Raw genomic sequence first — 26,916 nt, forward strand, 5'->3', positions numbered from 1 at the left:
TCTTGCGTATTGTTGTTGGCATTGCATCACTCGTGACGGTCGCGGCACTGACCGCGGGTTGCGGCGGGTCGAGCAGCGGCGGTAGCGACGCCGGCGGCCCCGCGCGGCAGCTCAACCAGTCACTCACGCTCGACCAGGGCGAGGGAACGGCACTCGTCACGCTCGTCTCGGTCACCGAGTCCTACAAGGGCGACGGGGTCACCGCGAAAAGCGGAAACTTCGTCGGCGCCCAGCTGAAAATCGAAGGCAAGTCCGGGACTTTCAACGCTAACCCGTTGTACGTGTTGCTGAAGAAGGCGAACGGCGAAACTGTCAAATATGACGCCTTGGCCGTGCCGTCGGCCGAGAAGTTCGCCTCGGGGAGTGGCCCCGACGAAATCTCCGCGGGCCAGACCATGCAGGGGACCCTGGCCTTCGATGCCCCCTACGAACCTCAGTCGTCGATCGTGGTCACCGACACACTGAGCCGGGTTCTCGGTGTTTGGCCCCTTTCCGGCGACAAGCCGACCCAGGGTGACGGCAGCGACAAGCGGGAGATCAACCAGACGAAGACGAGCAAGCAGAGCGACGCCTCCGCTGATGTCACCCTCGTCTCGGTCAGCGAGTCCACGGGCAGCCTCGACGAAGTTACCAAGCCGGAGAGCGGTCACCTCGTCATCGCCGAGCTGACCTTCAAGGGAAACAGCGGCGAATACCACGTCAGCTCCCTCTACGTGAAGCTGAAGAAGCCGGACGGCACGATGATCGACGAGACTGACGGCAACGGATCCTATGGAGTGGCCAAGGCGGAGGAGCTCCCTCTCGACGATCTGGCGGCCGGCAAGACCGTGACCGGAAAGGTCGCGTTCGACGCACCGCTCGAGCCGGGCAGCCACATCGTGATCACCGACACGTCCGACAACGTCACCGCGGACTTCTCGCTGTAGCACGCCCCCGCCCGGCGAGTCCCACCTTCCCGTCGTGTGAGTCCCACGTTCCCGTTCGCCGGAACGTGGGACTCGCGCTACCGGAACGTGGGACACGCGCGACGGGAGTGTGGGACTCGCGGTTTGGTGTTGGCACGGGCGCATGAGCTGCACCGGGGGACCCTTCACCCGGTGCGTTCGGCTAGGCAGAGGAAGGCGTGCGGGGACCGGCCGATGCGGGTCAGCACGACGGTGGCCTCGGACGGGCCGCGTGGCTTGAGGCGGCGCCGCAACGCGTCCGGATCGACGTCCAGACCGCGCACCAGGATCTCCAGGCGCCCGACCTCGTGCCGCCGCAGCAGCGCACGCAGCGACTTTTCCTGGTACGAACCGTGTTCGAGGACCCGGAACGCGCGAATTCCCGGCGGCGGCCGGTCCCCGGTGAGGTAGGCGATCCGCTCGTCGAGCTGCCACAGGCCGTGGCGCGCGCCGTAGTGCCGGACCAGCCCGGCCCGCACGACGGCGCCGTCCGGGTCGATGATCCACTCGCCGGGCCCGGCCACGCCGGCGTCGTCCGGCTCCCGCTCCGTGATCGTCCACTGTTTACCGTCGGCGCGCAGGACGGTCGCCCGGCGTGCGGCGGTCGCCACCGAACCGGCCCACAGGCATGCCTCACGCACCTGGCCGTCCAGCGACACCACCTCGACCTCGCCGGCCCAGCCGAGCGCGGTGTAGTCGATGCCGGGCGCGCACTTGATCGCAAGATCCCGGCCCGCGTACACGCCGGCCAGGTCGTCCAACGGCGGCTGGTAGTCCTCCGGCCGCCACCTGCGGCGGCCCCCGGCGTCCCGCCTGGCCGGGTCCGCGATCACCACCGTGTCCCGGGTGACCGGCCGTAACGCGTCCGCCCGCACCAGCGCCACACCCGGGCAGTTGTGCCGCGCCATGGCCAGGCGCACCTCGTCGAGGTCGGAGCCGACGCACCGGCGCGCCACCCGGGCGAGTTCGGCCAGGTCCGCACCGATCGAGCACGTCACGTCGTGCACGTCCCGCCCGGCCAGCCGCTGCGCCCGGTGCCGTGCCACCAGCGACGGGCTCGCCTGCTGGAGCGCGTCACCGGTGAGCAGCCACCGCTGGGCGCCATCCAGTTTGGACCCCGACCTGCGGCGCAACAGCACGGTTTCCAGCACCGCCGACGACTTCTCGCCGACCAGCCGGCGTGCGGCCGCGACGTCGGCGACGCGGGTGGCGTCGGTCAGCGGTAGCGTGGCGCATTCGGCCAGCGCTTGCTCACCTTCGGCCGAACGTAGGAAGGCGACGTCAGCAAGCGCGAACGGATAGGACATCGTTCAAAACGCGTCAGCGTTTCTGACCCGTGATCATGACGTTGTAGAACAGCTCGCGGGGTAGCACCCGAGACAGCAGCTTCTTGTCCAACGCGGACAGACGCAACCACAGGTGGTACGCGAACAGCCGCCAGCGCAGCGTCAGCTTCTCCTGCGGCACCGCGGCCTCGAAGGTGCGGATCGGCCAGCCGGCCAGCGCCGCGGCGAACTCCTCGGTGACCGCACGCACGCCGATCGCGCCCGCTCCCTGCGCCATCCGCTCCAGTTCGGCGGGGTCGAAGGTGTGCAGGTCGACCACGGCCTCCAGCGCCGCCGCCCGCGACGACGAGTCGAGTTCCGCCTGTGGGCGTCGCCACGACGACAACGGCGGTAGCCGGGTGATGTTCGTGGTCAGCCACCAGGTGAGCTGGCCGAGCCGGCGCGCGTACCAGTCGCCGATCTTGGTGGGCTCGCCCGCGAACACGAACCGCCCTCCGGGCTTGAGCACCCGCAGCACCTCGGCGAAGGCCGCCCGCACGTCCGGGATGTGGTGCAGCACCGCGTGGCCGACGACCAGGTCGAAACTGTTGTCCGGGTAGGGAATGCGCTCCGCGTCGGCCACCCGGCCGTCCACGTCCAGCCCCAGCGCCGCCGCGTTGCGCAGCGCCACCTTGACCATCCCCGGAGACAGATCGGTGACCGAACCCTTCTTGATCACCCCGCCCTGCATGAGGTTGAGCAGGAAGAACCCGGTGCCAGAACCCAGTTCCATGGCCGTCGGGTAGGGCTGGCCCGCTTCCCCCGCGACCGCGTTGAACACGCCGGTGGCGTAGGAGATGCAGCGCTCGTCGTAGGAGATCGACCACTTCTCGTCGTAGGTGTCGGCCTCCCAGTCGTGATAGAGCACGTTGGCCAGCTTCGGGTCGGCGTAGGCCGCCTCGACCTCGGCCTCGGTCGCGTGTGGGTTCGGCGCGGGATCGGTCACCGTCATTTCCCTTCGAAGGTGGCCTTGCCCGGCCCGTTCTCGACGAAGGACCGCATGCCGTTCTTCTGGTCTTCGGTGGCCCACAGCGCGGTGAACAGGTGGGTCTCCAGAGCGAGCCCGCTGGCCAGGTCGACGTCCAGCCCACCGTCGATCGCAGCCTTGGCATTGGCCAGCGCGACCGCCGGGCCGCCGGCGAACTGGGCGGCCCAGGCCAGCGCGGTGGAGTACACGTCGTCCGGCGCGACGACCTGGTCCACGATGCCCAGAGAAAGCGCTTCCTCGGCCTTGGCGAACCGGCCCGTGAAAACGAGGTCCTTCGCCTTGCTCGGCCCGATCAGCCGGGCGAGGCGCTGCGTGCCCCCGGCACCCGGGATGATGCCCAGCAGGATCTCCGGCTGGCCCACCTTGACGTTGTCGCCGGCCACCCGCCGGTCGGCCGCGAGCGCGAGTTCGAGCCCGCCGCCCAGCGCGTAACCGGTGATCGCGGCGACCGTCGGCTTCGGGATCGCCGCCACGGCGGCCACCGTGGCCTGCAGACGCGTGCCGAAGGTGCGCATCTCCACGTAGGTACGGGTGGACATCTCCTTGACGTCCGCGCCACCGCAGAAGGTCTTCTCGCCGCCGTAGAGGATCACCGCGCGCACGTCGGCCCGCTCGGCGGCCTCACTTGCGGCCTCGGCCAACTCCGCGGTGACCTGGCCGTTGATCGCGTTGACCGGCGGCCGGTCCAGCCGGATGGTGCCCACCCCGCCGTCGACCTCGAGCCGTACGAACTCGCCCACGTTCTCCTCCTTACCGACCGGTAGCTCGTCGCAACCCTACTCTGTGTTATTCACCACGCGCGATCGACGAACGCGGACCGTTGAATGGCCGTCACCGTTCCCCGGGCCCCTGACCCGGCTACCGGCCGAGGAGTCATCGGCGGCGGGCGAAGAACCGGTAACCGGACCGTTCCAGCAGCAGATCCTGGTCGAAGGTCTTGGACAGGTTCTCGGCGGTGATCACGTCGTCGACCAGGCCGGCCGCGACCGGCCGGCCCTCCCGCAGCAGCAGGGCGTGCGTGAAGCCCGGCGGAATCTCCTCCACGTGGTGGGTCACCAGCACGATCGCGGGCGCGTCGGGGTCGGCCGCCAGCGCGGACAGCCTGGCGACCAGGTCCTCCCGGCCGCCCAGGTCCAGACCGGCGGCCGGCTCGTCGAGCAGCAGCAGCTCCGGGTCGGTCATCAGCGCGCGGGCGATCAGGACCCGCTTGCGCTCCCCTTCGGACAGCGTGCCGAAGGTGCGCTCCGCCAACTGCTCCACGCCCATCGCGCCGAGCAGTTCCATGGCCCGGTCGATGTCGATCTTGTCGTATTCCTCGCGCCAGCGGCCCACCACCGCGTACCCGGCGCTGACCACGACGTCGCGCACCAACTCGTCGCCAGGCACACGCGCGGCGAACGCGCCGCTGGAGAAGCCGATCCTGGGCCGCAGCTCAAAGATGTTGACCTTGCCCAGCCGCTCGTCCAGGAGGTCCACCGTCCCGCTGGTGGGAAACAGTTCCGCTGCGGCCAGCCGGAGCAGGGTCGTCTTGCCGGCGCCGTTGGGCCCGAGCACCACCCACCGCTCGTCCAGCTCGACATTCCAGTCCACGTCGGCGAGCAACTCGTTGCGGCCGCGGCGGACCGTAACACCCGACATCCGCACCACGAGGTCGTCAAGGTCAGTCACGGCACCCATTGTGGCCAGCGGCCCGGGTCCGTGTCGCGCCGCCCCCGCGGCGACATGCGTCACGTCTTCGGCGCGAGTCCCCCTTTCCCGTCGCGCGAGTCCCCCTTTCCCGTCGCGCGAGTCCCACCTTCCCGACGCGCGAGTCCCACCTTCCCGACGCGCGAGTCCCACCTTCCCGACGCGCGAGTCCCACCTTCCCGACGCGCGAGTCCCACGTTCGGCGTCTACCGCAGTGTCGGACTCGCGCCAGTCCAGCCTGCCGGTCGAGGGGCCCCGAGTTCGGTCGCTGCGATACTCCCGTAGTGCCCGGAGCGCTCGCCCGGTGCTCCGAGCGTTCCGCCGCTAGGCTGGGAGGAGTAGCAGAACACGAGATGATCTACTCGGGAGTTCGCTATGCGGTGGAAGACCAAGGTGCGTGACCTACCCGGCCGAATCGCGGTCGGCGCCTTCATCCTCAATTCGGGGTTGGACAAGCGCGACGCCGACGCCGCGCGCCAGCTGCACGGTTTTGCCAGCGGCACATACCCATTTCTTGGCAAGATCGATGCAAAGACGTTCGCCAAGTCGCTGTCCGCGAGCGAGATCGCCCTCGGGACGACGTTGTTGGTTCCGGTCGTACCCACTGTCGTCGCGGGGGCCTGCCTGACGGTGTTCGCCTGCGGGTTGGTCGGGCTTTACCTGCGCACTCCGGGCATGCGCCAGTCGGGCAGCCTACGCCCCACCGAACAGGGCGTCCCGCTGGCCAAGGACTTCTGGCTGCTCGGGGTGGGTCTCGGCTACGTCCTCGATGGGCTCACCTCCGACCACGAGGAGGCTCGAAGCACCTTCAACACCAGGCGCCGAAGGAGGGCCCTGTGCCGCGCCGCCATGCGATTCATGGCGTGACCGTGGTATTCACCACGTTTGACCGTTGAGCCACCCACGGGCCTCGCCGCGCGCTTGCGAACCCGTGGTCGTCTGGTTTCCGCCGAGAGGCCGCCGGGCGGCGGCTCTTGCCCCAGCCCGGCCGCAGTGTGGAACTCGCGCTACAGGAGCGCGGGTCCCACACTCGGTACGGGAGCGTGGGACTCGCGCTACGGGAACGGGGGACTCGCGCTACGGGAACGGGGGACTCGCGCTACGGGAACGGGGGACTCGCGCTACGGGAATGGGGGACTCGCGACGAGGCGTCAGGGGTGCACGACACGGGCCAACTCGGCCGGCGTGGCCAGCAGCGGGTGACGCGGCAGGACCCGGACGGTGTAGCCGAGGGAACCCGCGTGCGGCAGCCGCAGTGACGCGCCGAACTCGCCGTCGCCCGTGCAGGACATCGTCACCGACATCGGGTCGTCCAGGTCGTCGGTGTCCCCGACCCGGCCGACCACCGCCTGAATCTCCACATCGGATGGTCGCAGCCCGGCCAGGTCGATCCGCGCCCGCACCCGGACCTCGTTGCCCACCACGAGCGCGTGCGGGGGCTCGACGGTCAGTTCGGAGTCCAGGACCCGCACCCTGGTCCACACCATGTCGATCCGCTTGCGGTACTCGGCCAGGGACTTCGCCCCCGCATACCCGTCCCGGGAGGCCGCGGCCACCATGCGTGCCGCCGGCTGGTAGCAGGTCTCGACGTACTCGCGCACCATCCGCGACGCCTGCACGCGCGGGCCGAGCGTGTCCAGCGTGTGCCACACCCGCGACATCCAGCCGCGGGGCACTCCGCCGGCGTCACGGTCGTAGAACAGCGGTACGACCTGCTGCGCCAGCAGGTCGTACAGCGCGGCCGCCTCCAGTTCGTCACGGCGCAGCGGGTCTGTGACGCCGTCCGCGGTCGGAATCGCCCAGCCGTTGCTGCCGTCGTAGCACTCGTCCCACCAACCGTCCCGAATGGACAGATTGAGCCCGCCGTTGAGCGCGGACTTCATGCCCGACGTGCCGCAGGCCTCCAGCGGGCGGGTCGGGTTGTTCAGCCACACGTCGCAGCCGCGGTACAGGTAGCGGGCCATCGACATGTCGTAGTCGGGCAGGAACACGATCCGCCGCCGCACCGCCGGATCGTCCACGAACCGGACGATCTGCTGGATCAGCGCCTTGCCGCCTTCGTCCGCGGGATGCGACTTGCCGGCCACCACGATCTGGATGGGCCGCCGCTCGTCCAGCAGCAACTCCCGCAACCGGGCCGGGTCGCGCAGCATCAGCGTCAGCCGCTTGTACGTCGGAACCCGGCGGGCGAACCCGACGGTCAGCACGTCCGGATCGAAAACCCCGTCCACCCAGCTCAGCTCGAGGGCCGAGGCGCCGCGCTGCAACCACGCGTCCCGCACGCGGCGGCGCACCTCGGCGACGAGCTTCTGCCGCAGGTCGCGCCGCAGCGCCCACAACTGCTCGTCGGTGACCCCCTGGCGGCTCGGCACCATGCTGCTGTCGTCGTTCGCGGTCCACGCCGCGCCCTTGACGTGGTTTCGGGCCAGCAGGGCGGTCAGTTCACGCGCCACCCAGGTCGGCCCGTGCACCCCGTTGGTCACCGACGTGATCGGCACCTCGGCCTCGTCGAAACCGGGCCACAGGCGGGAAAACATGCGCCGCGTGACGCGCCCGTGCAGCGCGGACACGCCGTTGGCGCGTTGCGCCAGCCGCAGGCCCATGTGCGCCATGTTGAACATGCCCGGGTTGTCCTCGGCGCCGAGGGCGAGAATCCGGTTCACCTCGAGCCCGGGCAACAGCCGCTGGTCGAAGAAGTAGTGCCGGACCAGATCAACCGGAAACCGGTCTATCCCGGCCGAAACCGGCGTGTGCGTGGTGAACACGGTGCCCGCCCGCACCGCGGAGAGCACCTCGTCGAAGCCGAGACCGTTCTCGCCGATGATCTCCCGCGCGCGTTCCAGGCCAAGGAAGCCCGCGTGCCCTTCGTTGGTGTGGAACACCTCCGGCTGCGGGTGGCCGGTCAGCTCGCAGTAGCGCCGCACCGCCCGCATCCCCCCGATTCCGGCGAGGATCTCCTGGCGGATGCGGTGATCGGCATCGCCGCCGTAAAGCCGGTCGGTGACCCGCCGCAGGTCGTCGTCGTTGGCGTCGAGGTCGGTGTCCAGCAAGAGCAACGGCACCCGCCCGACCTGGGCCTGCCAGATCTGCGCCAGCAGTTCGCGACCGCCGGGCATGGCCACGCTCACCAGCACCGGCTCGCCGTCGGGGCCGGTGAGCAACTCCAGCGGGAGCGCGCTCGGGTCGATCACCGGGTAGTGCTCGACCTGCCAGCCGTCCAGCGACAGCGACTGGCGGAAATAGCCCGACCGGTACAGCGGCCCAACGCCGATCACCGGCACCCCGAGATCCGACGCGGCCTTCAGGTGGTCGCCGGCGAGTACGCCGAGCCCGCCCGAGTAGTTCGGCAACGCCTCGTGCACGCCGAACTCCAGCGAGAAGTAGCCGATCGCGGCAGGTGCCTCGGCGGCCGAGGCCCGCCGCTGGTACCAGCGTTCCTCGGTCAGGTACCGGTCGAGGTCCTCGGTCGCCGCGCGGGCCCTGGCGAGGAACTCCTCGTCGGCCGCCAACTGCGCCAGCCGGCCGGGGTCCACCGCGAGCAGCATCCGCAACGGGTCGCGGACACGCCGGAACAGCTCGTCGTCCATCGAGGCGAACAGGTCTCGCGTCGGCGGATGCCACGTCCAGCGAAGGTTGGTGGCCAGCGCGCGAAGCCCGGCAAGCGGCTCCGGCAGACTCGCGCGCACCGTGAACCGGCGGATTGCTCTCATGCGGATCGACGATAGTCCGCCGCCACGCGCGGTGATCTCCTGCTCGCCATCGCGGTCGGTCCAGCTGTCCGCCAGGACACACTTCGCGCGACAGTTGGGAATTCAGGCCCGTGTCCACAGGCGAATCGGTAAGGTTTCCCCAAACCGGTGACGTGATCAGGCTTGGGGTGCAGATGAGGCAAGGGGGAAGCCGGCCGGTGGTCGCGGCGGTCGTGGCCGCGCTGGCGCTGGTTCTGTCGGCATGTAACGGTGGCGGTCCCTCCGCAACCGCGGCGGACAGCGTCGCCGGACTGCCGGTCACCCACTTCAAGAGCGGCCTCAAGCCGAACGCGCCGACGCCCGACCTGAATGTGCACAACGTCAGTGGCGACGAGTCCGACCAGGTGGCGACCGCGACCATCGCCGACGTCGAGAGCTACTGGAGCGGGCGCATGCCCACCGACTTCGGCATGGACTTCGAGCCGGTGACGAAACTGCTTTCGTACGACTCGAACGGCCCGAACCAGACCAACGGGTGCGGGGACACCGAGGGCGACATCAACGCCTTCTACTGCAGCCGCGACGACTCGGTGAGCTGGGACCGCGGCGTGCTGCTGCCGAACATGCTCCAGCAGTTCGGGCAACTGTCGGTGGTCATGGTGCTGGCACACGAATTCGGGCACGCGGTGCAGTACCGGCTGAAAGACAAGGCCGGGATCGACAAGAGCACCCCCACGATCGTCAAAGAGCAGCAGGCGGACTGTTTCGCCGGCGGCTACTTCCGCTGGGTCGTCGAGGGCAAGAGCACCTATTTCAACGTCTCCACCTCGGACGGGCTCAACGCCGCGCTGTCATCGCTGTTCCTGGTGCGGGACAGCGCCGGCACCTCCGCCACCGACACCCAGGCGCACGGTACCGCCTTCGACCGGATCTTCGCCTTCCAACTGGGCTTCGAGACGGGGCCGAAGCAGTGCGCCGCGCTGGACCTGGACTCCATCAAGCCCAGGCTGGTGGAGCAGCCCTTCCGCCCGGGCACCGACAAGAAGCAGCAGGGTGACATAGCGATCGACGAAACGGCCATCAGCGCACTCCAGAGCAGCCTCAACGACGCGTTCAAGGGTGCGAACGTGGCCGAGCCGCAGATCATCGCCGACGGCGGGGCCTGCCCCGGCGGCGGCCCGTCCACGCCGCCCGCCTCCTACTGCCCGAGCTCCAACACCGTGACCATCGACCTGGACGCGCTGGCCGAACTCGGCAAACCGGTCGACCAGGACGCCGAGTTCTCAGGGGACAACACGGGCGGCCACGGCGACTTCGCGTCGTTCGCCGAAATCGCGTCCCGGTACGCGCTCGGCGTCCAGAAGGGAGTCGGCGCTTCGATCGACACCCCCGGCGCGGGGCTGCGCACGGCCTGCCTGGTCGGTGCCTGGGCGGCGGTCGCCGCGCTGCCCGGCCAGAAGCTGAGGCTCTCCGCCGGTGACCTGGACGAGGCGATCTCGGACCTGCTCCGCCCCGACGGGCTGGTCGCCGCCGACGTCAACGGCAACCGGACAGCCTCCGGGTTCAACCGGGTAGAGGCGATGCGCACCGGCTACCTGCAGGGCTCCCCGATCTGCAGCCGGCAGTACAACTGACGCCAGCGCCCGCCCGTGGAGATCACGAAGTGGTCGCCTCGCGCCTGTCCGCTGCCCATGAGTGACCCGTTCATGCCAAGTTTCGACAGTAACGGGTCACTCATCCGCCCTTGGGGTGGCGGGGCTGTGAAAGCTGTCCTAGCCGCTGCGACGACGGACGCGCGGCGGTGGTTCGCGTGGATCCGCCGCCGCCCTACTCAGTCGGCGCCGAGCATGCTCGCCGGGGACGAAACCTAGAACAGGGCGCTGGCCAGGTCGCGGCGCGCCTTGGCGACGCGCTCGTCGGCCGGGTCGAACAGCTCGAACAGGCCCACCAGGTGGACGCGTGCCCGGTTACGGTCCTCACCGGCGGTGCGGCGCACGGCCGCCAGCAACCGGGCGAAGGCGTCCTCGACCTTGTTCTCCGCCAGTTCAAAGTCCGCGGCCGCGAACTGAGCGTCCAGGTCGGCAGGATCGGCGTCGGCCCGCGCCACCGCGTCCGGCTCGGCGGTGGCGGCCCGGGCACTGAACCGCACCTGCGCCAGCGCCGCCTTGGCCTGCTCGTTGGCCGGTTCCACATCGAGAATTCGCTGGTAGGCCGCCTCGGCCTCGGCGAAGTCGCCGCGCTCGAAGGCCGCCTCAGCCTCGGTGAAGCGCGGGTCCTCGGGCTCCTCGACCGGCTCCTGCTCCGGCATGCCGGGCAGCTTGTCCTTCAACACATCGAGCAGCGAACCGAGCCACTTCTTGATCTCCGGTTCGGGCAGCGCGCCGGAGAAGGCGTCGACCGGCTGGCCGCCGGCGATCGCGACGACCGTCGGGATCCCCTGGACGCCGAACAGCTGCGCGATGCGCGGGTTGGCGTCCACGTCGATCTTGGCCAGTACCCAGGCGCCGTTCGACTGGCCGGCCAGCCGTTCCAGCACCGGGCTGAGCTGCTTGCACGGCCCGCACCAGTCCGCCCACAGGTCGACGACCACGAGTTGCCGCAGGGAACGATCGATGACCTCCGCCTGGAAGGTCGCCTCGGTGACGTCGATGACGCCGCCCTGACTGACGTCGCCCTGACCACCGGCTTCACCGGTCGAAGCGGGCTGGGACGGTTGCTGCCGCGCCGCGTCCGCGCGTGCCTTCAGCGCGGACAGGTCGACCGCGCCGGACAGCGCGGCGGACATGGCGGCTGACTTCGCTGCTGATCCGCGTGGGTTTGTCACCCTTCCATCCTGGCACGACCACCCAGGGCGCTGCCGCCGTACCCGTGCCACTTTTCCGATGGGTCCGGCTGCGTCAGTCCTGCGCCAGCCGCTTCTCCACTCGCTGGACCTTCTCGTCGAGCTGACCGGAGTCGTAGCCGGGGCGAATATCCGCCTTGAGCACCAGGCTGACCCGCGGCGCACCTTCGCCCGCGGCCTCGACCGCACGCTTGACGACGTCCATCACCTCGTCCCAGGAACCCTCGATGTTGGTGAACATCGCGTTGGTCGAGTTGGGCAGCCCGGAGTCCCGCACCACTCGCACCGCCCGCGCCACCGCCTCGCTGACGCCGCCCTCCGGATCGCCCGCCGGGCTCACGCTGAACGCCACGATCATTTCTGTAGAACCTCCTCGGGTAAACGATCACCGCCCGCGGGAACCCACCGGCTCTCCGGCGGCTCCCAGGCACACCCTGCCAGCTCACCGGTACCCGCTGGTAGCTTCCAGGACCATGAACCGCCCGTTACCGTTCGACCCGATCGCACGCGCGGCCGAACTGTGGGAGGAGCGGGTCGGCCCCTCCGGCACCATGGCCGCGGTGACCGGTCTCATGCGCGTCCAGCAGGTCATCCAGTCCGCCGTGGACGGCGCGCTGAAACCGCACGGGCTGACCTTCGCCCGCTACGAGGCGCTGGTGCTGTTGTCCTTCGCACGGCGGTCGAGCCTGCCGATGCGGGTGATGGGCGAACGCCTCCAGCTGCATCCCACGAGTGTCACCAACATCGTGGACCGGCTGGAGAAGGACGGGCTCGTGCGCCGGCTGCCGCATCCGACCGACCGGCGGACCACGCTCGTCGAGATCACCGACGAGGGCCGGGCCCGGCATGCGGTCGCCACCAAGGCGGTCACGGCGATCGACTTCGGCCTGGTCGGGCTCACCGCCAAGCAGATCGAGCAGCTCACCGATCTCCTCACCAAGGTGCGCAAGGCGACCGGCGACTTCGTCGACTAGCGCCGAACCCGGAACTCACCCTCCCCAACCCAGAACTCACCCTCCCGAACCCGGAACTCGCCCTCCCGAACCGGGAATTCAGCTTCCCCAGCCGGGGACACACCATGAGCGCCGGGCCCGGAACGGCGTGTCCCCGGCCCAAAAGGGTGAGTTCCCGGTTCGGGCGCGCGTGTCCCCGGTCCAGGACGGTGAGTTCCCGGTTCGGGCGCGCGTGTGCCCGGTTTGGGAAGGGGTGTCGGTCAGGCGGAGACGGGGCGGGGGGCGAACAAGCCCGTGCCACCGTTGAGGAGGCGCTCCGGGCCGTCGAGCTTTCCGGTGCGCAGCGCCCACTTCTCGAACCACCAGGTGAACAGCGGCGGAACGGCGGCCAGCAAAGCCAGCAGCAGCGTCTTGCGCTTCCAGCCCAGCGGCTTGAACACGGCCAGGGTGGTCAGCAGGTAGATGACGAAGATCACGCCGTGCACCATGCCGAGCACTGGAACACCGCCCTCGTGTGCGGTGTGCACGACGTACTTGAGGAACATCCCGATCAGCAAAGCCGCCCAGGAGAACGCCTCGGCGACTGCGGCCACGCGAAAAAATCCAGCGGCCTTGAGGGACACGACTTTCCTCCCGGGGAAGTTACATACAGAAAAGAGTCCGGCAGCGCTCGACCACGCTGTCGGACTCGGTAACACCAGTGTGAGGCGTGACGGTCCTCACCGGAACATCGGGGGCCGTGATCATTGTCACGATCCCTACAGTTCTGAAGGGATTGCCCGGCGGCGCAGGCGGCGGAACCGGAGCGCACACCGGGCTAAGGCCCGATCGCGATGCCGAACACGTGCAGCTCTCCACCGGTCACCGCGGTGGGAAGGGTGATGCTCGCGACCTGCTTGCCGGCGTCCAAAGTGATCGGTGCGGTGGCGAAGACGTAGGTCTTGGTCTGATGTGGACTGCCGCCGACACTGTTGCGATAAAGCGTCGTGATCGCCGTGCGGTTACCGAAAGCGGGTTGCGCGGCGCCGGCTCCGAGCGTCCAGTCGGAAAAGCCGATCTCCGCGGTGCTGGTCGTGCCGTCGGTGTAGGTGATGGTCACCGGGCCCGAAGCGTTGCCGTTGGCCGCCGCGCCCAGGAAGGCCAGCCGCCCCTCACCTCCATGCCCCCGACTGGGAACCTTCACGGTCTGTCCACGCGCCAGTACGTTGTCCGGCTCGCCGGCCGGGTGGCCGGGCCAGGAATAGGAAAGGCCGTCGACGGTCACCGTGCCGCCGGACCGCAGGCCGGCCGCGGCGAGCGCGTCCGCGGAGTAGCTGTGACCGTGGCCGTCGAAGTCGGCCGCGGCCGGCTTGGCGTCCGCCGAGATGCCGGTGTTGTCGAACGCGGCCAGCAGGCTGCCCGGTTGTGCGACGAGAACGCCGATGGTGGCCCCGGTGTCCGCCCCGCCGGGCGAGCCGAACGTGACCGGCACCCGGTAGCGGCCCTCCGCCGTCCCGGGTGCCACGCTCACCGTCAGCCGGGCGCCCGCCGTCCTTCCGGCGGGCACGGCGAGGTCGCCCGAGGACGGGGTCACCCTGATCCCGGCCGGCGGGGAAGCGCTCCAGCGCCACCTTTGAGCCACCCCGGAGAGGTCCTGCACGCTGAGGTCCACGACGCCGCCGGAGCCCGCCGGGACGATCACCCGGGCCGGGTCGGCGAAGGGCACGCCCGGTGTCTCGCCATCGCGGAACGACGGCGGCGCGTCGCCGGGGCCGGTGCCCCACCTGGTGTCTGGAGTGCCGGACAGCGTGTAGTCGAGCGTGCCGCCGCTGCTGACGAAGTCCTCCGGCAGCCAGGTCCGGGTGGTGGCGACCCCGTTGACCTTCAAGCCGGTCACGTACGGGCCGTCGCCGGTGCCGGTGATCGTGATCGTCCTGCCCGCCCCGGTGGTGACCACGGCCCTGTCGAACAGCGGCGAGCCGAGCACCAGTTCGGCGCGTCCCGGGATCTCCGGGTACATACCGAGGGCGGACCACACGTACCACGACGACATCGCGCCGAGGTCGTCGTTGCCGGCCAGACCTTCCGGATTGGGGTTGAACAGCTCGTTCTGCGCCCGCCGCACGACCGCCTGGGTCTTCGCCGGCGCGCCCGCGAAGTCGTACAACCACGGCGTCTCGAAGGTCGGCTCGTTGCCCAGGAACGCGTAGGGCTCCCGCGTCCCCGCGTTGAGGTGCGTGAAGAAGGTGTCCAGCCGGGAGGTCACGGCCCGCTCGCCGCCGAACGCCGTGATCAGGCCCGCCATGTTGTAGGGCACCATCCAGCTGTACTGCGCGCCATTGCCCTCGACCCAGCCCGACGGGCTCGCCGGATCGTAGGCATCGGCGAACGAACCGTCCGGGTTGCGCGGCTGGAGGTAGCCGCTCACCGGGTTGTACAGGTTCTGCCAGAACTGTGCGCGCCGCATGAACTCCTGGTAGTTCGCCCGGTCGCCGAGCCGCCCGGCCAGTTGCGCGATCGAGAAGTCGGCGCTGGTGTACTCCAGCGTGTCCGCGCCCGCGCCCGGTACGTACCCGAGCCGGAGGTAGTCGGCGAGGCCGGGCCGTTCGACGTATCCCTGGCTTTCCGTCTCGGTGGCACCTTTGAGCATCAGCAGCAGCGCCTTTTCGGCGTCGAAGTCCTTGGCGCCGAAGGCATACGCCGTGGACACGATGATGTGGTACGGATCGCCGTTCATCACGCCGGTGTAGTCGTTGGCCACCGTCCAGCGGTCCCAGGCCCCGCCCTGCTCGGCGTAGGCGATCATGGACCGCGCGATGTCCGAGGCCTCCCGCGGTGCCAGCAGGGCGAGCAACTGGATCTCCGACCGGTAGATGTCCCAGCCGGAGAAGTTGGTGTACATCGCGTGCCCGGCCTCGGCGGTGTGCACGCGCCCGTCGAAACCGACGTACGTGCCGTCAGCGTCGGAAAAAACGTTCGGCTGGATGAAGGCGTGGTACAGCGCGGTGTAGAACGTGGTCAGCCGGGCGTCCGTGCCGCCCTCGACGCGGATCCGGTTCAGCCGGTCGTTCCACGATCTCCTTGCCGCGGCAGCGATCTCGTTGAACGAGCGGTCCGCGCCCTCGGCCCGCAGGTTCGCCTTCGCGCCGTCGACGGAAACAAAGGACAGTCCTACCCGGACATTCACGGTCGTCCCGGTGACGTTGGGAAAGGTGACCCAGGCACCGGTTTTCGACCCGCTCACGGTCTTGGCGGCCAGGGCGCCGTCGCTCCAGGTGCCCGCCGCGGCGAACGGCGTGTCGAACTGCGCGTAGAAGTAGACGCGATAGTGGGAATCGGTTCCGCAGAACCGGCCGCTGGACGCCCAGCCGCTGATGGTGTCGGTGCCGATGTCGACCTGCGCGTCGTCGGTGCCCATCACGGAGCCGCCCGCGTTGATCAGCAGGGTCGACGTCGTCCCGGCCGGGTAGGTGAAGCGGCCGGCGCCGGTTCGCTGCGTCGCGCTGAGTTCGACCTTGACGCCGCTGTCCAGGGTGACCTGGTAGCGGCCCGCCGTGGCCTGCTCGTTGGCGTGCGAGAAGGGCAGGTGGTAGCGGGCCGGGTCGATCGCGGGCGACGAGGTCACCTCGCCTGCGAAGGGGATGAACGGCAGGTCCTGGTAGGTGTCGCACCCCGCCCCGGACAGGTGCGTGAGGCTGAATCCCTTGAGCTGGTCGTCGTCGTAGAAGTAGCCGCCGTGCTGCGCCTTGACCGTGTCCGGGCTCCACTGGACCATGCCGAACGGCACGACCGCGCCCGGGAACGTGTTGCCGGCGCCGCCGCCGGTCTTGAAGTCTTCGCCGCCCGGCCGGGTTCCGACGAACGGGTTGACCCATTTCGCCAAGTCCGCGTCGGGCGCCGCGCTCGCTTGAATACCCGGCATGACAACCGAGGTAACCACGAGCCCCGCGGCGAGCGCCAGGGCTGTCCACGACAGCTTCATCTCGCCTCCCGTCGCTGCCGTCACCGGGCGCACGCCTTGTTCAAGAAAGAGGGTCATTCAAAAGTCCGGTCAGCGCCACTTTGGTCGGCAGCCGACAAACCCGTCAACGAACACGACGGGGCAGGCCGCACTTTCGTCCGGCAGATACTCCGACCGGATGACCACCTCCGTGTCCTGGCTCCTCGAGACGTTGACAAGCGGCCCGGCGTGGTGTGCAATCCGCCACGATGACAACGTTGTCGGGAGGCGTCCACCGGACGCCGGGACGCCGGGCCACGATGAGCGACGTCGCCCGTCTCGCCGGCGTGAGCATCAAGACCGTGTCGCGCGTGGTCAACGACGAGCCGGCGGTCCATCCGAAGACCGCGGAACGGGTGCTGGCCGCCATCGAACAGCTCGGCTTCCGCCGTAACCTCGGCGCGCGCAACCTCCGCCGGGGCTCCACCGGCACGATCGGCCTGATCGTCGAGGACGTCGGGAACCCGTTCTACTCCGAGCTGAACCGGGCAGTCGAGCGGATCGCCACCGCGCACGACCGGCACGTCCTCACCGGTTCCTGCGGCGAAGACACCGAACGCGAACGCGAACTGGTGTACGAGTTCAGCTCCCGGCGCGTGGACGGGATGCTCGTGGTGCCGGCCGGTGATCGGCACGGGTACCTCCTGCCGGAGATGCGTGCGGGCACGCCGATGGTGTTCGTGGACCGCCCGCCCGGCGATATCGTGGCGGACACGGTCCTGGTCGACAACTTCGGCGGCACCGTCCAAGCGGTGCGGCACCTGGCCCGGCACGGCCACCGCCGGATCGCGTTCCTCGGCGACCGGCCGGACGTCTTCACCGCCACCGAGCGGCTGCGCGGATTCCGCGAGGGCTGTCTGCAGGCGGGCCTGCGCTACGACGAGCGGCTGGCCGTGCTGCGCACGCCTACGCTGGAAAGCGTGACGGACGTGGTGAACCGTCTGCTGCGCGGGCCCAAGCGCGCCACCGCCGTCATCGCCGGCAACAACCGGGTCGCGGTGCACCTGCTGCGCGCGCTGGCGCACGTCACGCCCCGGCCGGCCGTCGTCGGCTTCGACGACTTCGAACTCGCCGACCTGCTGAACGTCACGGTGATCGCCCACGACGTCGGCCGGTTGGGCGAAGCCGCGGCCGAACTCCTGTTCGGCCGGATCCACGGTGACGATTCTGCGCCGAGAAAGGTGGTCTTGCCCGTGCACCTGACACCTCGTGGCTCCGGAGAGGTAGCGCCGTGACGGAATCAGCGAAGTGGCCCATCAAGCTGCCGGCCAACCAGCCGCGGCAATTTTATCGTGGCGGCAGTGCCATCGCGGCGCTGCGCGGCGCGTCCACCGCGGACGGGTTCGGCCCGGAGGACTGGGTCGCCTCCACCACCACCCTGCACGGCCAGCCGGAGAACGGCCTCACCCAGCTGCCCGACGGCCGGTGGCTGCGCGATGCGGTCACCGCCGACCCGCGGGCCTGGCTCGGGCCCCGGCACGTGGCCGCCTTCGCCGACTCGACCGCACTGCTGGTCAAGCTGCTCGACGCCGGCCAGCGCCTGCCGGTGCACTTCCATCCGTCGGACTCCTTCGCCGGCAAGCATTTCGACTCGCACTTCGGCAAGACCGAGGCGTGGATCGTGGTCGGGACCTCCGGCGACGATCCGCGGGTCTATCCCGGGTTCCAGGAGCCGGTCGGCGCCGCGACGGTCCGGGAATGGGTCCACGACCAGGACAGCGACGCCATGCTCGGTGCGTTGAACAGCGTCGGGGTCCGTCCGGGCGACACCGTCTACATTCCGGCGGGCCTGCCCCACGCGATCGGGGAAGGCGTCTTCGTCGTCGAACTGCAGCAGCCGACGGACTTCTCGCTCACCCTGGAATGGCGGGACTTCCTGCCCGCGCCGGAAAAGGGCCATCTTGGCATCGGCTTCGAAACGGCGATCGAGGCGCTCGACACCTCCGCCTGCGATCCGCGGACCATCATCAAGCACACCGCCGAATTGGCCGAGCCCCGGGTAGACCTGCTGGTGCCGGGTTCCGCGCCCTTCTTCCGCGCCGACCGGCTCCGCCCTTCGCCCGCACTCACACTGGACGCCTCCTTCGCCGTGCTCGTCGTGCTCGACGGCCAGGGCACGCTGCGCACCGAGCACGGCGGCGAAGCCGAGCTTGCCAAGGGCGACACCTACGTCGTGCCGTACGCCGCGGGTGAAGCCGAGGTGTCCGGTGAGACCACGGTGATCCGGTGCCGGCCACCTGAGGCTCAGCGATGAGTGGCCCTCTCTCAAGCCGCGGCGATCAGGGTGCCCTGGTCGGGAACGTAACTCGACTCTGGATGGAGCGCGCCCTCGACACGATCGCGGTCGCGCGTAAGCCCGCGGAGGAACAGCCATGAGCGATACCGTGCTGTTGGATGCTCAGCAGATCGTCAAACACTACGGTTCGGTCGAGGCGCTGCGCGGCGCGTCGTTCCAGGCCAGGGCCGGCGAGGTCACCGCGCTGATCGGCGACAACGGCGCCGGAAAGTCCACTTTGGTCAAGTGCCTGTCCGGCGCCGAGCGGCCCTCGGCGGGGCGGATCCTGTTGGCGGGCAAGGAAGTCCATCTCGACTCGCCGACCACGGCGCGGCGGCTTGGCATCGAGACCGTCTACCAGGACCTGGCGGTGGCGCCCGAACTCGATCCGGCCGCGAACCTGTTCCTGGGCCGGGAAGTCCACCGGCGCGGCATCCTGGGCAAGCTCGGCATGCTCGACAAGGCGGAGATGCGCCGGCGCGCGGTCGAGGAGTTCAGACGGCTCGGGGTCACCTTGCAGAGCACGGATGTGCCGATCGGGTCGCTGTCCGGGGGACAGCGGCAGAGCGTGGCCGTGGCGCGGTCGGTGGTGTGGGCGAGCAAGGTGGTGTTCATGGACGAGCCCACCGCGGCGCTCGGCGTGGTGCAGCGCGAGCGGGTTCTCGACGTGATCCGGCGGGTCCGCGACGAGGGCATCGCGGTGGTGCTGATCAGCCACAACATGCCCGAGGTGCTGTCGGTGGCGGACCGGATCGAGGTGCTGCGCCTGGGCACCAGGGTCGCCCGGTTCGTCGCCGCGGACACCCGCCTCGAGGATCTCGTCGCCGCGATGACGGGCGCGCTGACCCAGGAGGAGGCGGCATGAGCGACGGTTTTCCGCTTCTTCCGCTCAGGCAAGCCGGCCGGGTGCGGGTGCCCCGCAGGACACAGGAGGCGGCATGAGTGTGCCGGTCAAGACCGAGTCCACTGTGGATGGTGGCTTCGGGAGGCGTACGCTCGGGCAGCGACTGGTCGGCGCGAACACGTTCTGGATCGCGCTGGTGCTCGTCGCGCTGATCGCGGTGTTCACCGTGCTCGCACCCGGGACGTTCGCGACCCTGTTCACCCTGCAGACGCTGCTCATCGAGACGTCGGTGCTGCTGGTGCTGTCGGTGGGGATGACCTTCGTGATCATCACCGCCGGGATCGACCTGTCGGTCGGCTCGGTGCTGATCTTCGCCGGCATGATGTGCGGCAAGACGATGGAGTGGCTTTCCGGCGGCGACGCGGGCGCGGCGGGCTGGGGCGTGATCGCGATCGGGCTGGCCGCCGCCGTCGTGTCGGGCACGATCTGGGGGCTGATCAACGGTTTTCTCATCGCCGTGGCGAAGATCCCGCCGCTGATCGTCACGCTCGGCACGATGGGCGCGGCGCTCGGCGCGGCGTACCTGCTCAACGGCGGGTCGGACGTGCGTAGTGTGCCGACCGCGCTGAACAAGACGCTGGGCTACGGCACGTCGTTCGGTGGCGTGCCGAACCTGGTGATCGTGGCCGTGGTGATCACGCTGATCGGCGCCTGGCTGTTGCACACCACCCGGTTCGGCCGCTACACCTACGCGGTCGGGTCGAGCGCGGAGGCGGCGCGGCGGGCCGGCATCGGGGTGACCGCCCATCTGCTGAAGGTGTACCTGCTGACCGGTTTCCTCGCCGGGATCGCGGGTTTCATGTCGCTGGCCTACTACGCGTCGACCACCATCACCGCGCACACCACCGACAACCTCAACGCGATCGCGGCGACGGTGATGGGCGGCACGAGCCTCTTCGGCGGGATCGGCACGGTGCTCGGCACGGTGATCGGCGTATTCATCCCGGCCGTGCTCAAGAAGGGGTTCAACATAATTCAGGTTCCGGACTTCTGGCAGATGATCGCGGTCGGTGCGGTGCTGATCGCCGCGGTCTGGTTCGATCAGCGCCGGCGCCGGGCCCGCAATTCCCGTTGAGTGGCAAGACGGCTCTCATGAAGAAGTGGCTCGTCAACGCGAGTTCGGCGCCTGTGGCGACGGACCACGAGGCTGCACGTGAGCGGGGGGTGGGGCGCCGCCGTGGTTGACGTGCAGCCGACAACGGGGGTCACGGCCTGGCTACCCGCCCACGTTCTTTGAACAACTGAGTAGAGGAGAGTTCGAATGAGGAAGTACCTCGCCGCCGGCGCCGTGGCCGCGGCCGCGGTGTTGCTCGCCGCCTGTGGTTCCGGACAGGTCGGCCAGTCGGGACGCAACGGCTCCGCCCCGCCGGCCAACAAGAACCTGGTGCTGATCCCGGGGGTGCAGGCCGAGCCGTTCTACATCTCGATGCAGTGCGGCGCGCAAGCGGAAGCGCAGAAGCTGGGGTACACATTGGACACCTCGGCGCCGCAGAAGTTCGACGCCGCGCTGCAGACGGAAAAGGTCAACGCACTCGGCTCGAACCCACCGGCCGCGCTGCTCATCGCGCCGACCGACGACACCGCGATGCTCGCGCCGATCCAGCAGGTCGCCAACCGGGGCACCAAGATCGTCCAGGTGGACACCTCGCTCAAGGACTCCAGCCTGGCCGTCTCGTCGATCTCCTCAGACAACACCCAGGGTGGCCAGCTCGGGGCCGACACGCTGGCGCAGTTGGTCGGTGACCGGCCGGGTTCGGTACTGGTGCTGGACACCATCGCCGGCACCTCGACCACCGCCGCCCGCGCGGCCGGCTTCACCGAACAGCTGAAGAAGTACCCGAACCTGAAGGCCCTCGAAGTCCAGTTCACCCAGAACGAGCCGGAGCAAGCGGCGGCGAAGGTGACCGCGGCGCTGGCGGCCACCCCGGACCTGATCGGGATCTTCGCCACCAACCTCAACACCGGCGAGGGCGCCGCGACGGGCCTGCGCAACGCGGGCAAGATCGGCCAGGTGAACCTGATCGGCTTCGACGCGAGTCCGGCCGAGGTGACCGGCCTGCGCAACGGCGAATACCAGGCGTTGATCGCGCAGGACCCGGCCGAGATCGGCAAGCAGGGCGTCGACCAGGCCGTCGCCGCTTTGGAGGGCAAGCCGGTCACCCCGAAGATCACGGCCGGCCTGCACTCCATCACCAAGTCGGACCTGGACGCCAGCTCGCAGTACTTCTACAAGCAGTCCTGCTAGGCGCGAGTCCCCCACTCCCGTCGCGCGAGTCCCACACTCCCGCAACGCGAGTCCCACGCTCCGGTCGACCGGAACGCGGGACACACACGACGGGAACGTGGGACACGCACGACCGGAAGGTGGGACACGCGCGACCGGAAGGTGGGACACGCGCGACCGGAAGGTGGGACACGCGCGACCGGAAGGTGGGACACGCGCGACGGGAACGTGGGACACGCGGCAGTTCAGGAGATCTCGGCCAGGTAGCCCTCGAAGAAGGCGCGGGTGGCCCGCCAGGCGCCCGCGCCGAGGGACACCCGGGCGGCGCCCAGCCCGGCCAGTTCCCGGATCGAGCCGCCCGGCAGCGGGTTCGCGTTGACCGCGGCCGGGCTGACCGCCTTGACGAACTCGGCGAGCACACCCGCGTCACGCAGGAGGATCGGGTACACGCAGTCCGCGCCCGCGGCCAGGTACGCCTTGGCGCGCTCGATCGCCTCCGGCAGCACGGCGCGGGCATCCTCGGCGCCGAGGAAGACGTCGACCCGGGCGTTGACCACCAGGTCCGCCCCGGCAGCCGCGCGTACCGCGGCGAGCCGTTCGGCCTGCTCGGCGAGTGGGCGCAGCGTTGTCTGGGGGTGCGACCCCCGGGCCCCGCCTGGGGGCAAGCCCCCAGGCCCCCTCCCGTCGGCCGAATGGTCGGTGTCCTCCAGGTTGCAGCCGACGGCGCCGGTTTCGAGCAGCCGGGTCACCAGTTCCGCGGCGGGCAGCCCGTAACCGGACTCCGCGTCGACGGTCACCGGCACCGAGACGGCACGGGCGATGCGCGCCGCGGCCGCGAACATCTCCGCGACCGGGGCGCGCTCCCCGTCCGGGTAACCGAGCGCGGCGGCCACGGCCACCGAACTCGTTGCCACGACGGGGAATCCGGCCGTCTCCACCGCCCGCGCGGTGTCGGCGTCCCAGGCGTTCGGCAGGACGAGCGGGTCACCCGGCACATGCAGGGCACGCAGTTGGGCGGCCGTCACTTCGGGTCCGCCGGGAGCGGCTTGTGGCTGGTCACACCAAGCCGGTTGAAGGCGTTGATGACCGTGGCCGCCCACGCCACAGCCACGTACTGCTCCTCCGTGAACACCTTCGTCGCCTGCTGGTAGACCTCGTCCGGCACATCCTGCGTGTGCGAGAGCCTCGTCATCGCCTCGGTCAGCTCCAGCGCCGCGCGCTCCTGCTCGCTGAAGAGATCGGTCTCTCGCCACGCGCTGAGCAAGTAGAGCCGCCGCTCGCTCTCCCCCAGTTTCCGCGCGTCACGCGAGTGTTGGTCCACGCAGTACGCGCAGCCGTTGAGCTGGGAGGCACGGATCTTGACGAGCTCGATCAGCCGCTGGTCGAGCCCAGCGTCGGCGGCGGCCTTCTCGACGGTCTGGTGCAGGGCGACAATGTTGCGGGCGGCAGCCGGTAGCGCGGCAGTCAGCTGAATTCGCTTGCTCATGGTGCTCATTTCAAGGTCGGAACGGGGGTACGGCTCGTCACGTTGAGGCGGTTGAACGCGTTCATCACGGTGGCCGCCCAGACGATGACGCCGTACTGCTGCTCGGTGAACACGCGGATGGCCTCGTCGTACACGTCGTCGGGCACGTCCTGGGTCGTCGCGATACCGGTGATGGCCTCGGCCAGCGCGAGCGCGGCGCGCTCCTGCTCGCTGTAGTCGGGCGATTCGCGCCACACGGGCAGCAGATAGATCCGGCGATCGGTCTCGCCGAGCTGCCGCGCTTCGCGCACATGCATGTCCAGGCAGAACGCGCACCCGTTGATCTGCGAGACACGGTTCTTGACAAGTTCGATCAGCAGCGGATCCAAACCCGCGTCAGCGGCTGCCTTCTGGACCGAGTGGTGCAACTCGACGAGACGTTTGTGCTGCTCCGGCATTACCGTGCCGAGTCGGATTCGCTTACTCACGAGATCCACTCTAGTGTCAACTGGCGCACGTGTATGGTCCAGTTTTATGGCGGAATCGTGGTCCAGTTTCGATCTTCATCTCGACTGGCGACCCGGCGACGGCCGGCGCGCGCTCGCCGACGCCCTGCGCCGCGCGATCCGCGATGGCCGGCTGCCACCCGGCAGCACCGTCCCGTCCACCCGCGTGCTGGCCAAGGACCTCGGCATGGCACGGGGAACGGTCACCCGGATCTACGCCGACCTGACCGCCGAGGGCTACCTGTACACCAGCCAGGGCGCGCCGACGAAGGTGACCACGCGGGGTGGGCCCGCCCTCGCCCCACCGAAGGACGACGTCCGCCCGCGCGCCGCACCATGGGTGCCGGACGTGCGCTGGGATTTTTACCCCGGCCGGCCTGATCTTTCGTCCTTTCCGCGCACCGCCTGGCTTTCCGCGTCGCGGCGAGTGCTCCACGAGGCACCCGCCAGCGTCTTCGACTACAGCGACGCGTACGGCCCGATCGTGTTGCGCCGTGCGCTGGCGCACTACCTCGCGCGTAGCCGGGGAGTGGTGGCCGACCCCGAGCGGATCGTGGTGTGCGGCGGGTTCAAGCATGCGCTCACCACGCTCGGCCGAGTGCTCGCCGACCGCGGCGAGATCGCCTTCGAAGACCCTTCCCTGCCCGAGTTCCGGGCCGCGGCCACCCACGGTGGAGCCCGCGTCACCGGGGTGCCGGTGGACGAGCACGGTATTCGCGTGTCCGAATTGGACAGCCCGGTGGTGGTGGTCACCCCGGCGCACCAGTACCCGTTGGGCGTCACCCTCGCGCCACAGCGGCGCACTGCGCTCGCGCGCTGGGCGAGCGAGACCGGCGGGCTGGTGATCGAAGACGACTACGACGGCGAGTTCCGGTTCGATCGCGAGCCGGTCGGTGCCCTGCAGGCTCTCGCCCCGGAACGGATCATCTACGCCGGGACCGTGAGCAAGACGCTTTCCCCGGCGCTCGGCATCGGCTGGCTGGTGCTGCCGCGCGCACTGGTCGAGCCGGTGCGGGCCGCCTTGTCCGAAAGTGGCTGGCGCACGCCGATGCTCGATCACCTCATCCTCGCCGACCTGCTCACCTCGGGCGTATACGAGCGCCATGTGCGCCAGCGCCGGGCCGCCTACCGGAAGCGCCGTGACCGGTTGCTGGCGGCGTTGCCCGCCGGGTTCACCCCGGGGGGTATTTCGGCGGGTCTCCACGTCGTGCTGGGCTTCACCGGGGTCGGCGAGGCCGAGGCGATCGCCACGATCCTGCGGCACTCCGTGGCGGTGGACGGCCTCGGGCGGCACTGGCTGGGCGAGCACCGGCGGCCGGGCCTCGTCGTCGGCTACGCCACCCCGGCCGAGCACGCGTTCGGCCCGGCCCTCGACGCCCTGGTCACCGCCCTGCGGGAGATTTCGCCCTGAGTTGATCCACTCGCCAGTGCGCGCTGATGTCCTTACCTTGACTTCATGGAACTTTCGCCGAACCTGCACCGGCTGCGGGTCGAGGGCTTTCAGCTGTACCTGTGGCACGACGCGGACCGGCTCACCCTGATCGACGCGGGCCCACCCGGCAGCGCCGCCGCGATCGCCGAAGCGATTCGCGGTCTCGGCTTCTCACTGGACAAGGTCACCAGCATCGTGCTCACGCATTTCCATATCGATCACGCCGGTTCCGCGGCCGAGTTGCGCGAGTTGAGCGGCGCCGAGGTACTCGCGCACGCGGGCGATGTTCCTTTTCTGCAGGGAAAAGCACCGCCGCGGCCGGTGCTGGAGGACTGGGAACGGCCCCTCTTCGAACAGGTCACGGCCGAGTCCCCCGACATCGCACCGCCATGGCCCACGCCGGTCGATCGAGCGCTGACCGGCGGCGAAGTGCTCGATTTCGGTGACGGGGCAAGGGTTCTCTCCGTGCCCGGGCACACCGACGGCAGCATCGCCGTACACCTGCCCAAGCACCGTGCGCTGTTCACCGGCGACACGATCGCGAACGTGAACCGGGTCATGCTCGGCACGTTCAACCTCGACAAGGGCAAAACCATCGAATCGATGCGCTCGCTCGCGGAGTTGGAGGTCGACCTGGCCTGCTTCGGCCACGGCGATCCGATCGTTTCCGGCGCGGGCGAACGCCTGCGGGAAGCCGCCGCGACGCTCTGATCACCTGCCGCGCAAGGATTCCAGCAGCACGTCGGCGGCGGCGTAGGGGTCGAGCACGCGGTTGACGACCTGGTCGGCGAGCGCGCTCAGGCCATCGCCGGGCAGGTCGGCGAGTTCTGACCGGACGCGGCGCACCGCGATCGCCTCCACCTCGCTTGCGGCCCGGGCGACGCGGCGGCGAGCCAGCTCACCGTGCGCGATCAGCCAGTCGTGGTGTGCGGTGAGGGCGTTGACCAGATCCTCGGCGCCCTCGCCCTGCGTAGCCACCGTGCGCAGGACCGGCTGGCGCCACCGTTCGCCCTGGTTTTCCCGGCGGACAAAGGAAATCAGCTGCTTGAGGTCCCGGACCAAGGTGTCCGCACCGTCGCGGTCGGCCTTGTTCACCACGAACACGTCGGCGATCTCCAGCACCCCGGCCTTGGCGGCCTGGACGCCGTCGCCCATGCCCGGCGCGAGCAGCACCACGGTGGTGTCGGCGAGCCCCACAATGTCTACTTCGGACTGTCCAACCCCGACGGTTTCAATGAGGACGACGTCGAAGCCGGCGGCGTCGAGCACGCGCACCGCCTGTGGGGTGGCCCAGGCGAGCCCGCCGAGGTGCCCCCGGGTGGCCATGGAACGGATGAACACGCCGGGGTCGCCGGTGTGCTCGGTCATGCGGATGCGGTCGCCGAGCAGCGCCCCGCCGGAGAACGGGGACGTCGGGTCGATGGCGAGCACGCCGACGCGGCTGCCGGCCTTGCGCAACGCGGTCAGCAGCATCGACGTCGAAGTCGACTTGCCGACCCCGGGTGCCCCGGTCAGGCCGATGATCCGGGCGCGGCCGGTGTGGGGGGTCAGCGCCGCCGCGATCTCGCGCAGTTGCGGGTGTGCGTCCTCGACGAGCGAGATCAGCTTCGCGACCGCGCGTGCCTGCCCGGCCCGCGCGCGCTCGACCAGCTCCGCGACCTGCACCGGCGCCCGCACCATGCCGCCATCTTGCCAGCCCACCGC

24 protein-coding genes are annotated in these 26,916 nt (G+C 69.7%); 11 read left to right on the plus strand and 13 right to left on the minus strand.

Annotated features, from left to right (window positions below; all coding sequences use genetic code 11):
• Nucleotides 1–32: 32 nt before the first annotated feature.
• On the plus strand, nt 33–926 hold the full coding sequence (locus A3CU_RS0142350; protein ID WP_027947338.1) for a DUF4352 domain-containing protein: 894 nt from the start codon (nt 33–35) through the stop codon (nt 924–926).
• A gap of 164 nt (nt 927–1,090) precedes the next feature.
• On the opposite strand, the gene A3CU_RS0142355 is transcribed toward A3CU_RS0142350, so the two are convergent.
• From A3CU_RS0142355 to A3CU_RS0142370, 4 genes are all read right to left on the minus strand, one after another.
• Nucleotides 1,091–2,251 carry a THUMP-like domain-containing protein gene (locus A3CU_RS0142355; protein WP_027947339.1) on the minus strand — a complete coding sequence of 387 codons (1,161 nt, stop codon included), beginning with the start codon at nt 2,249–2,251 and terminating at the stop codon, nt 1,091–1,093.
• A 13-nt stretch (nt 2,252–2,264) separates the two neighbouring features.
• Complete coding sequence (locus A3CU_RS0142360; RefSeq protein ID WP_027947340.1) at nt 2,265–3,221, minus strand: class I SAM-dependent methyltransferase; 957 nt, start codon at nt 3,219–3,221, stop codon at nt 2,265–2,267.
• The gene (locus A3CU_RS0142365) at nt 3,218–3,997 is read right to left on the minus strand and encodes an enoyl-CoA hydratase/isomerase family protein (protein WP_027947341.1); all 780 of its coding nucleotides are present in this window, start codon (nt 3,995–3,997) and stop codon (nt 3,218–3,220) included. Before A3CU_RS0142365 ends, A3CU_RS0142360 begins: the two co-directional genes overlap by 4 nt.
• A 133-nt stretch (nt 3,998–4,130) precedes the next feature.
• Nucleotides 4,131–4,934 carry an ABC transporter ATP-binding protein gene (locus A3CU_RS0142370; protein ID WP_027947342.1) on the minus strand — a complete coding sequence of 268 codons (804 nt, stop codon included), beginning with the start codon at nt 4,932–4,934 and terminating at the stop codon, nt 4,131–4,133.
• Nucleotides 4,935–5,318: 384 nt separating this feature from the next.
• On the opposite strand from A3CU_RS0142370, the gene A3CU_RS49480 reads away from it, so the two are divergent.
• Complete coding sequence (locus A3CU_RS49480; protein WP_052373168.1) at nt 5,319–5,810, plus strand: hypothetical protein; 492 nt, start codon at nt 5,319–5,321, stop codon at nt 5,808–5,810.
• Nucleotides 5,811–6,094: 284 nt separating this feature from the next.
• On the opposite strand, the gene glgP is transcribed toward A3CU_RS49480, so the two are convergent.
• A complete protein-coding gene (gene glgP, locus A3CU_RS0142380; protein WP_027947343.1) occupies nt 6,095–8,653 on the minus strand; it encodes an alpha-glucan family phosphorylase in 2,559 nt (852 codons plus the stop codon).
• A 173-nt stretch (nt 8,654–8,826) separates the two neighbouring features.
• Between glgP and A3CU_RS0142385 the strand changes: the two genes are divergently transcribed.
• Nucleotides 8,827–10,266, plus strand: a complete 1,440-nt coding sequence (locus A3CU_RS0142385) for a neutral zinc metallopeptidase (protein ID WP_043844459.1) — start codon at nt 8,827–8,829, stop codon at nt 10,264–10,266.
• A 233-nt stretch (nt 10,267–10,499) separates the two neighbouring features.
• On the opposite strand, the gene A3CU_RS0142390 is transcribed toward A3CU_RS0142385, so the two are convergent.
• Both A3CU_RS0142390 and A3CU_RS0142400 read right to left on the minus strand, forming a co-directional pair.
• Nucleotides 10,500–11,456, minus strand: coding sequence for a tetratricopeptide repeat protein (locus A3CU_RS0142390; RefSeq protein ID WP_027947345.1), 957 nt, complete (start codon nt 11,454–11,456; stop codon nt 10,500–10,502).
• Nucleotides 11,457–11,529: 73 nt separating this feature from the next.
• Entirely contained in the window at nt 11,530–11,832 is a 303-nt protein-coding gene (locus A3CU_RS0142400; protein ID WP_027947346.1) for a thiamine-binding protein, read from the minus strand.
• A gap of 115 nt (nt 11,833–11,947) precedes the next feature.
• Between A3CU_RS0142400 and A3CU_RS0142405 the strand changes: the two genes are divergently transcribed.
• Entirely contained in the window at nt 11,948–12,448 is a 501-nt protein-coding gene (locus A3CU_RS0142405; protein WP_027947347.1) for a MarR family winged helix-turn-helix transcriptional regulator, read from the plus strand.
• 239 nt (nt 12,449–12,687) lie between these two features.
• Here A3CU_RS0142405 and A3CU_RS0142410 read toward each other — a convergent pair whose 3' ends face one another.
• Nucleotides 12,688–13,050 (minus strand): DUF3817 domain-containing protein, encoded by a 363-nt coding sequence (locus A3CU_RS0142410; protein ID WP_027947348.1) that lies wholly within the window; start codon nt 13,048–13,050, stop codon nt 12,688–12,690.
• A gap of 194 nt (nt 13,051–13,244) precedes the next feature.
• Nucleotides 13,245–16,388: a GH92 family glycosyl hydrolase gene (locus A3CU_RS0142415; protein WP_084144243.1), complete on the minus strand. Its 3,144-nt coding sequence runs from the start codon at nt 16,386–16,388 to the stop codon at nt 13,245–13,247.
• A gap of 278 nt (nt 16,389–16,666) precedes the next feature.
• Between A3CU_RS0142415 and A3CU_RS0142420 the strand changes: the two genes are divergently transcribed.
• The 5 genes from A3CU_RS0142420 to A3CU_RS0142440 all read left to right on the plus strand — a co-directional run bounded on the left by A3CU_RS0142420 (nt 16,667) and on the right by A3CU_RS0142440 (nt 21,830).
• Nucleotides 16,667–17,641, plus strand: coding sequence for a LacI family DNA-binding transcriptional regulator (locus A3CU_RS0142420; RefSeq protein ID WP_027947350.1), 975 nt, complete (start codon nt 16,667–16,669; stop codon nt 17,639–17,641).
• Nucleotides 17,638–18,660, plus strand: a complete 1,023-nt coding sequence (locus tag A3CU_RS0142425; protein ID WP_027947351.1) for a class I mannose-6-phosphate isomerase — start codon at nt 17,638–17,640, stop codon at nt 18,658–18,660. Before A3CU_RS0142420 ends, A3CU_RS0142425 begins: the two co-directional genes overlap by 4 nt.
• Nucleotides 18,661–18,778: 118 nt before the next feature.
• Nucleotides 18,779–19,546: an ATP-binding cassette domain-containing protein gene (locus tag A3CU_RS0142430; RefSeq protein ID WP_027947352.1), complete on the plus strand. Its 768-nt coding sequence runs from the start codon at nt 18,779–18,781 to the stop codon at nt 19,544–19,546.
• 73 nt (nt 19,547–19,619) lie between these two features.
• Nucleotides 19,620–20,660: an ABC transporter permease gene (locus A3CU_RS0142435; protein ID WP_027947353.1), complete on the plus strand. Its 1,041-nt coding sequence runs from the start codon at nt 19,620–19,622 to the stop codon at nt 20,658–20,660.
• Nucleotides 20,661–20,846: 186 nt separating this feature from the next.
• Complete coding sequence (locus A3CU_RS0142440) at nt 20,847–21,830, plus strand: ABC transporter substrate-binding protein (protein ID WP_027947354.1); 984 nt, start codon at nt 20,847–20,849, stop codon at nt 21,828–21,830.
• 224 nt (nt 21,831–22,054) lie between these two features.
• Here A3CU_RS0142440 and A3CU_RS0142445 read toward each other — a convergent pair whose 3' ends face one another.
• The 3 genes from A3CU_RS0142445 to A3CU_RS0142455 are packed head-to-tail and all read right to left on the minus strand — an operon-like array spanning nt 22,055 to nt 23,762.
• Entirely contained in the window at nt 22,055–22,834 is a 780-nt protein-coding gene (locus tag A3CU_RS0142445; protein ID WP_027947355.1) for an isocitrate lyase/PEP mutase family protein, read from the minus strand.
• Nucleotides 22,831–23,304 carry a carboxymuconolactone decarboxylase family protein gene (locus A3CU_RS0142450; protein ID WP_027947356.1) on the minus strand — a complete coding sequence of 158 codons (474 nt, stop codon included), beginning with the start codon at nt 23,302–23,304 and terminating at the stop codon, nt 22,831–22,833. Before A3CU_RS0142450 ends, A3CU_RS0142445 begins: the two co-directional genes overlap by 4 nt.
• Nucleotides 23,301–23,762, minus strand: a complete 462-nt coding sequence (locus A3CU_RS0142455; protein ID WP_027947357.1) for a carboxymuconolactone decarboxylase family protein — start codon at nt 23,760–23,762, stop codon at nt 23,301–23,303. The genes A3CU_RS0142450 and A3CU_RS0142455 overlap by 4 nt, the downstream gene beginning before the upstream one ends.
• Nucleotides 23,763–23,808: 46 nt before the next feature.
• Here A3CU_RS0142455 and pdxR point away from each other — a divergent pair, with 46 nt between their 5' ends.
• Together pdxR and A3CU_RS0142465 are read left to right on the plus strand one after the other, a co-directional pair.
• The gene (gene pdxR / locus A3CU_RS0142460) at nt 23,809–25,191 is read left to right on the plus strand and encodes a MocR-like pyridoxine biosynthesis transcription factor PdxR (RefSeq protein WP_027947358.1); all 1,383 of its coding nucleotides are present in this window, start codon (nt 23,809–23,811) and stop codon (nt 25,189–25,191) included.
• A 45-nt stretch (nt 25,192–25,236) separates the two neighbouring features.
• Nucleotides 25,237–25,923, plus strand: a complete 687-nt coding sequence (locus A3CU_RS0142465; RefSeq protein ID WP_027947359.1) for an MBL fold metallo-hydrolase — start codon at nt 25,237–25,239, stop codon at nt 25,921–25,923.
• Here the strand turns inward: A3CU_RS0142465 and meaB are convergent, their stop codons facing one another.
• A complete protein-coding gene (gene meaB / locus A3CU_RS0142470; RefSeq protein ID WP_043844371.1) occupies nt 25,924–26,892 on the minus strand; it encodes a methylmalonyl Co-A mutase-associated GTPase MeaB in 969 nt (322 codons plus the stop codon).
• Between the last annotated feature and the right edge of the window lie 24 nt (nt 26,893–26,916).

It is taken from the genome of Amycolatopsis taiwanensis DSM 45107, from assembly GCF_000519205.1.
GTDB lineage: Bacteria > Actinomycetota > Actinomycetes > Mycobacteriales > Pseudonocardiaceae > Amycolatopsis_E > Amycolatopsis_E taiwanensis.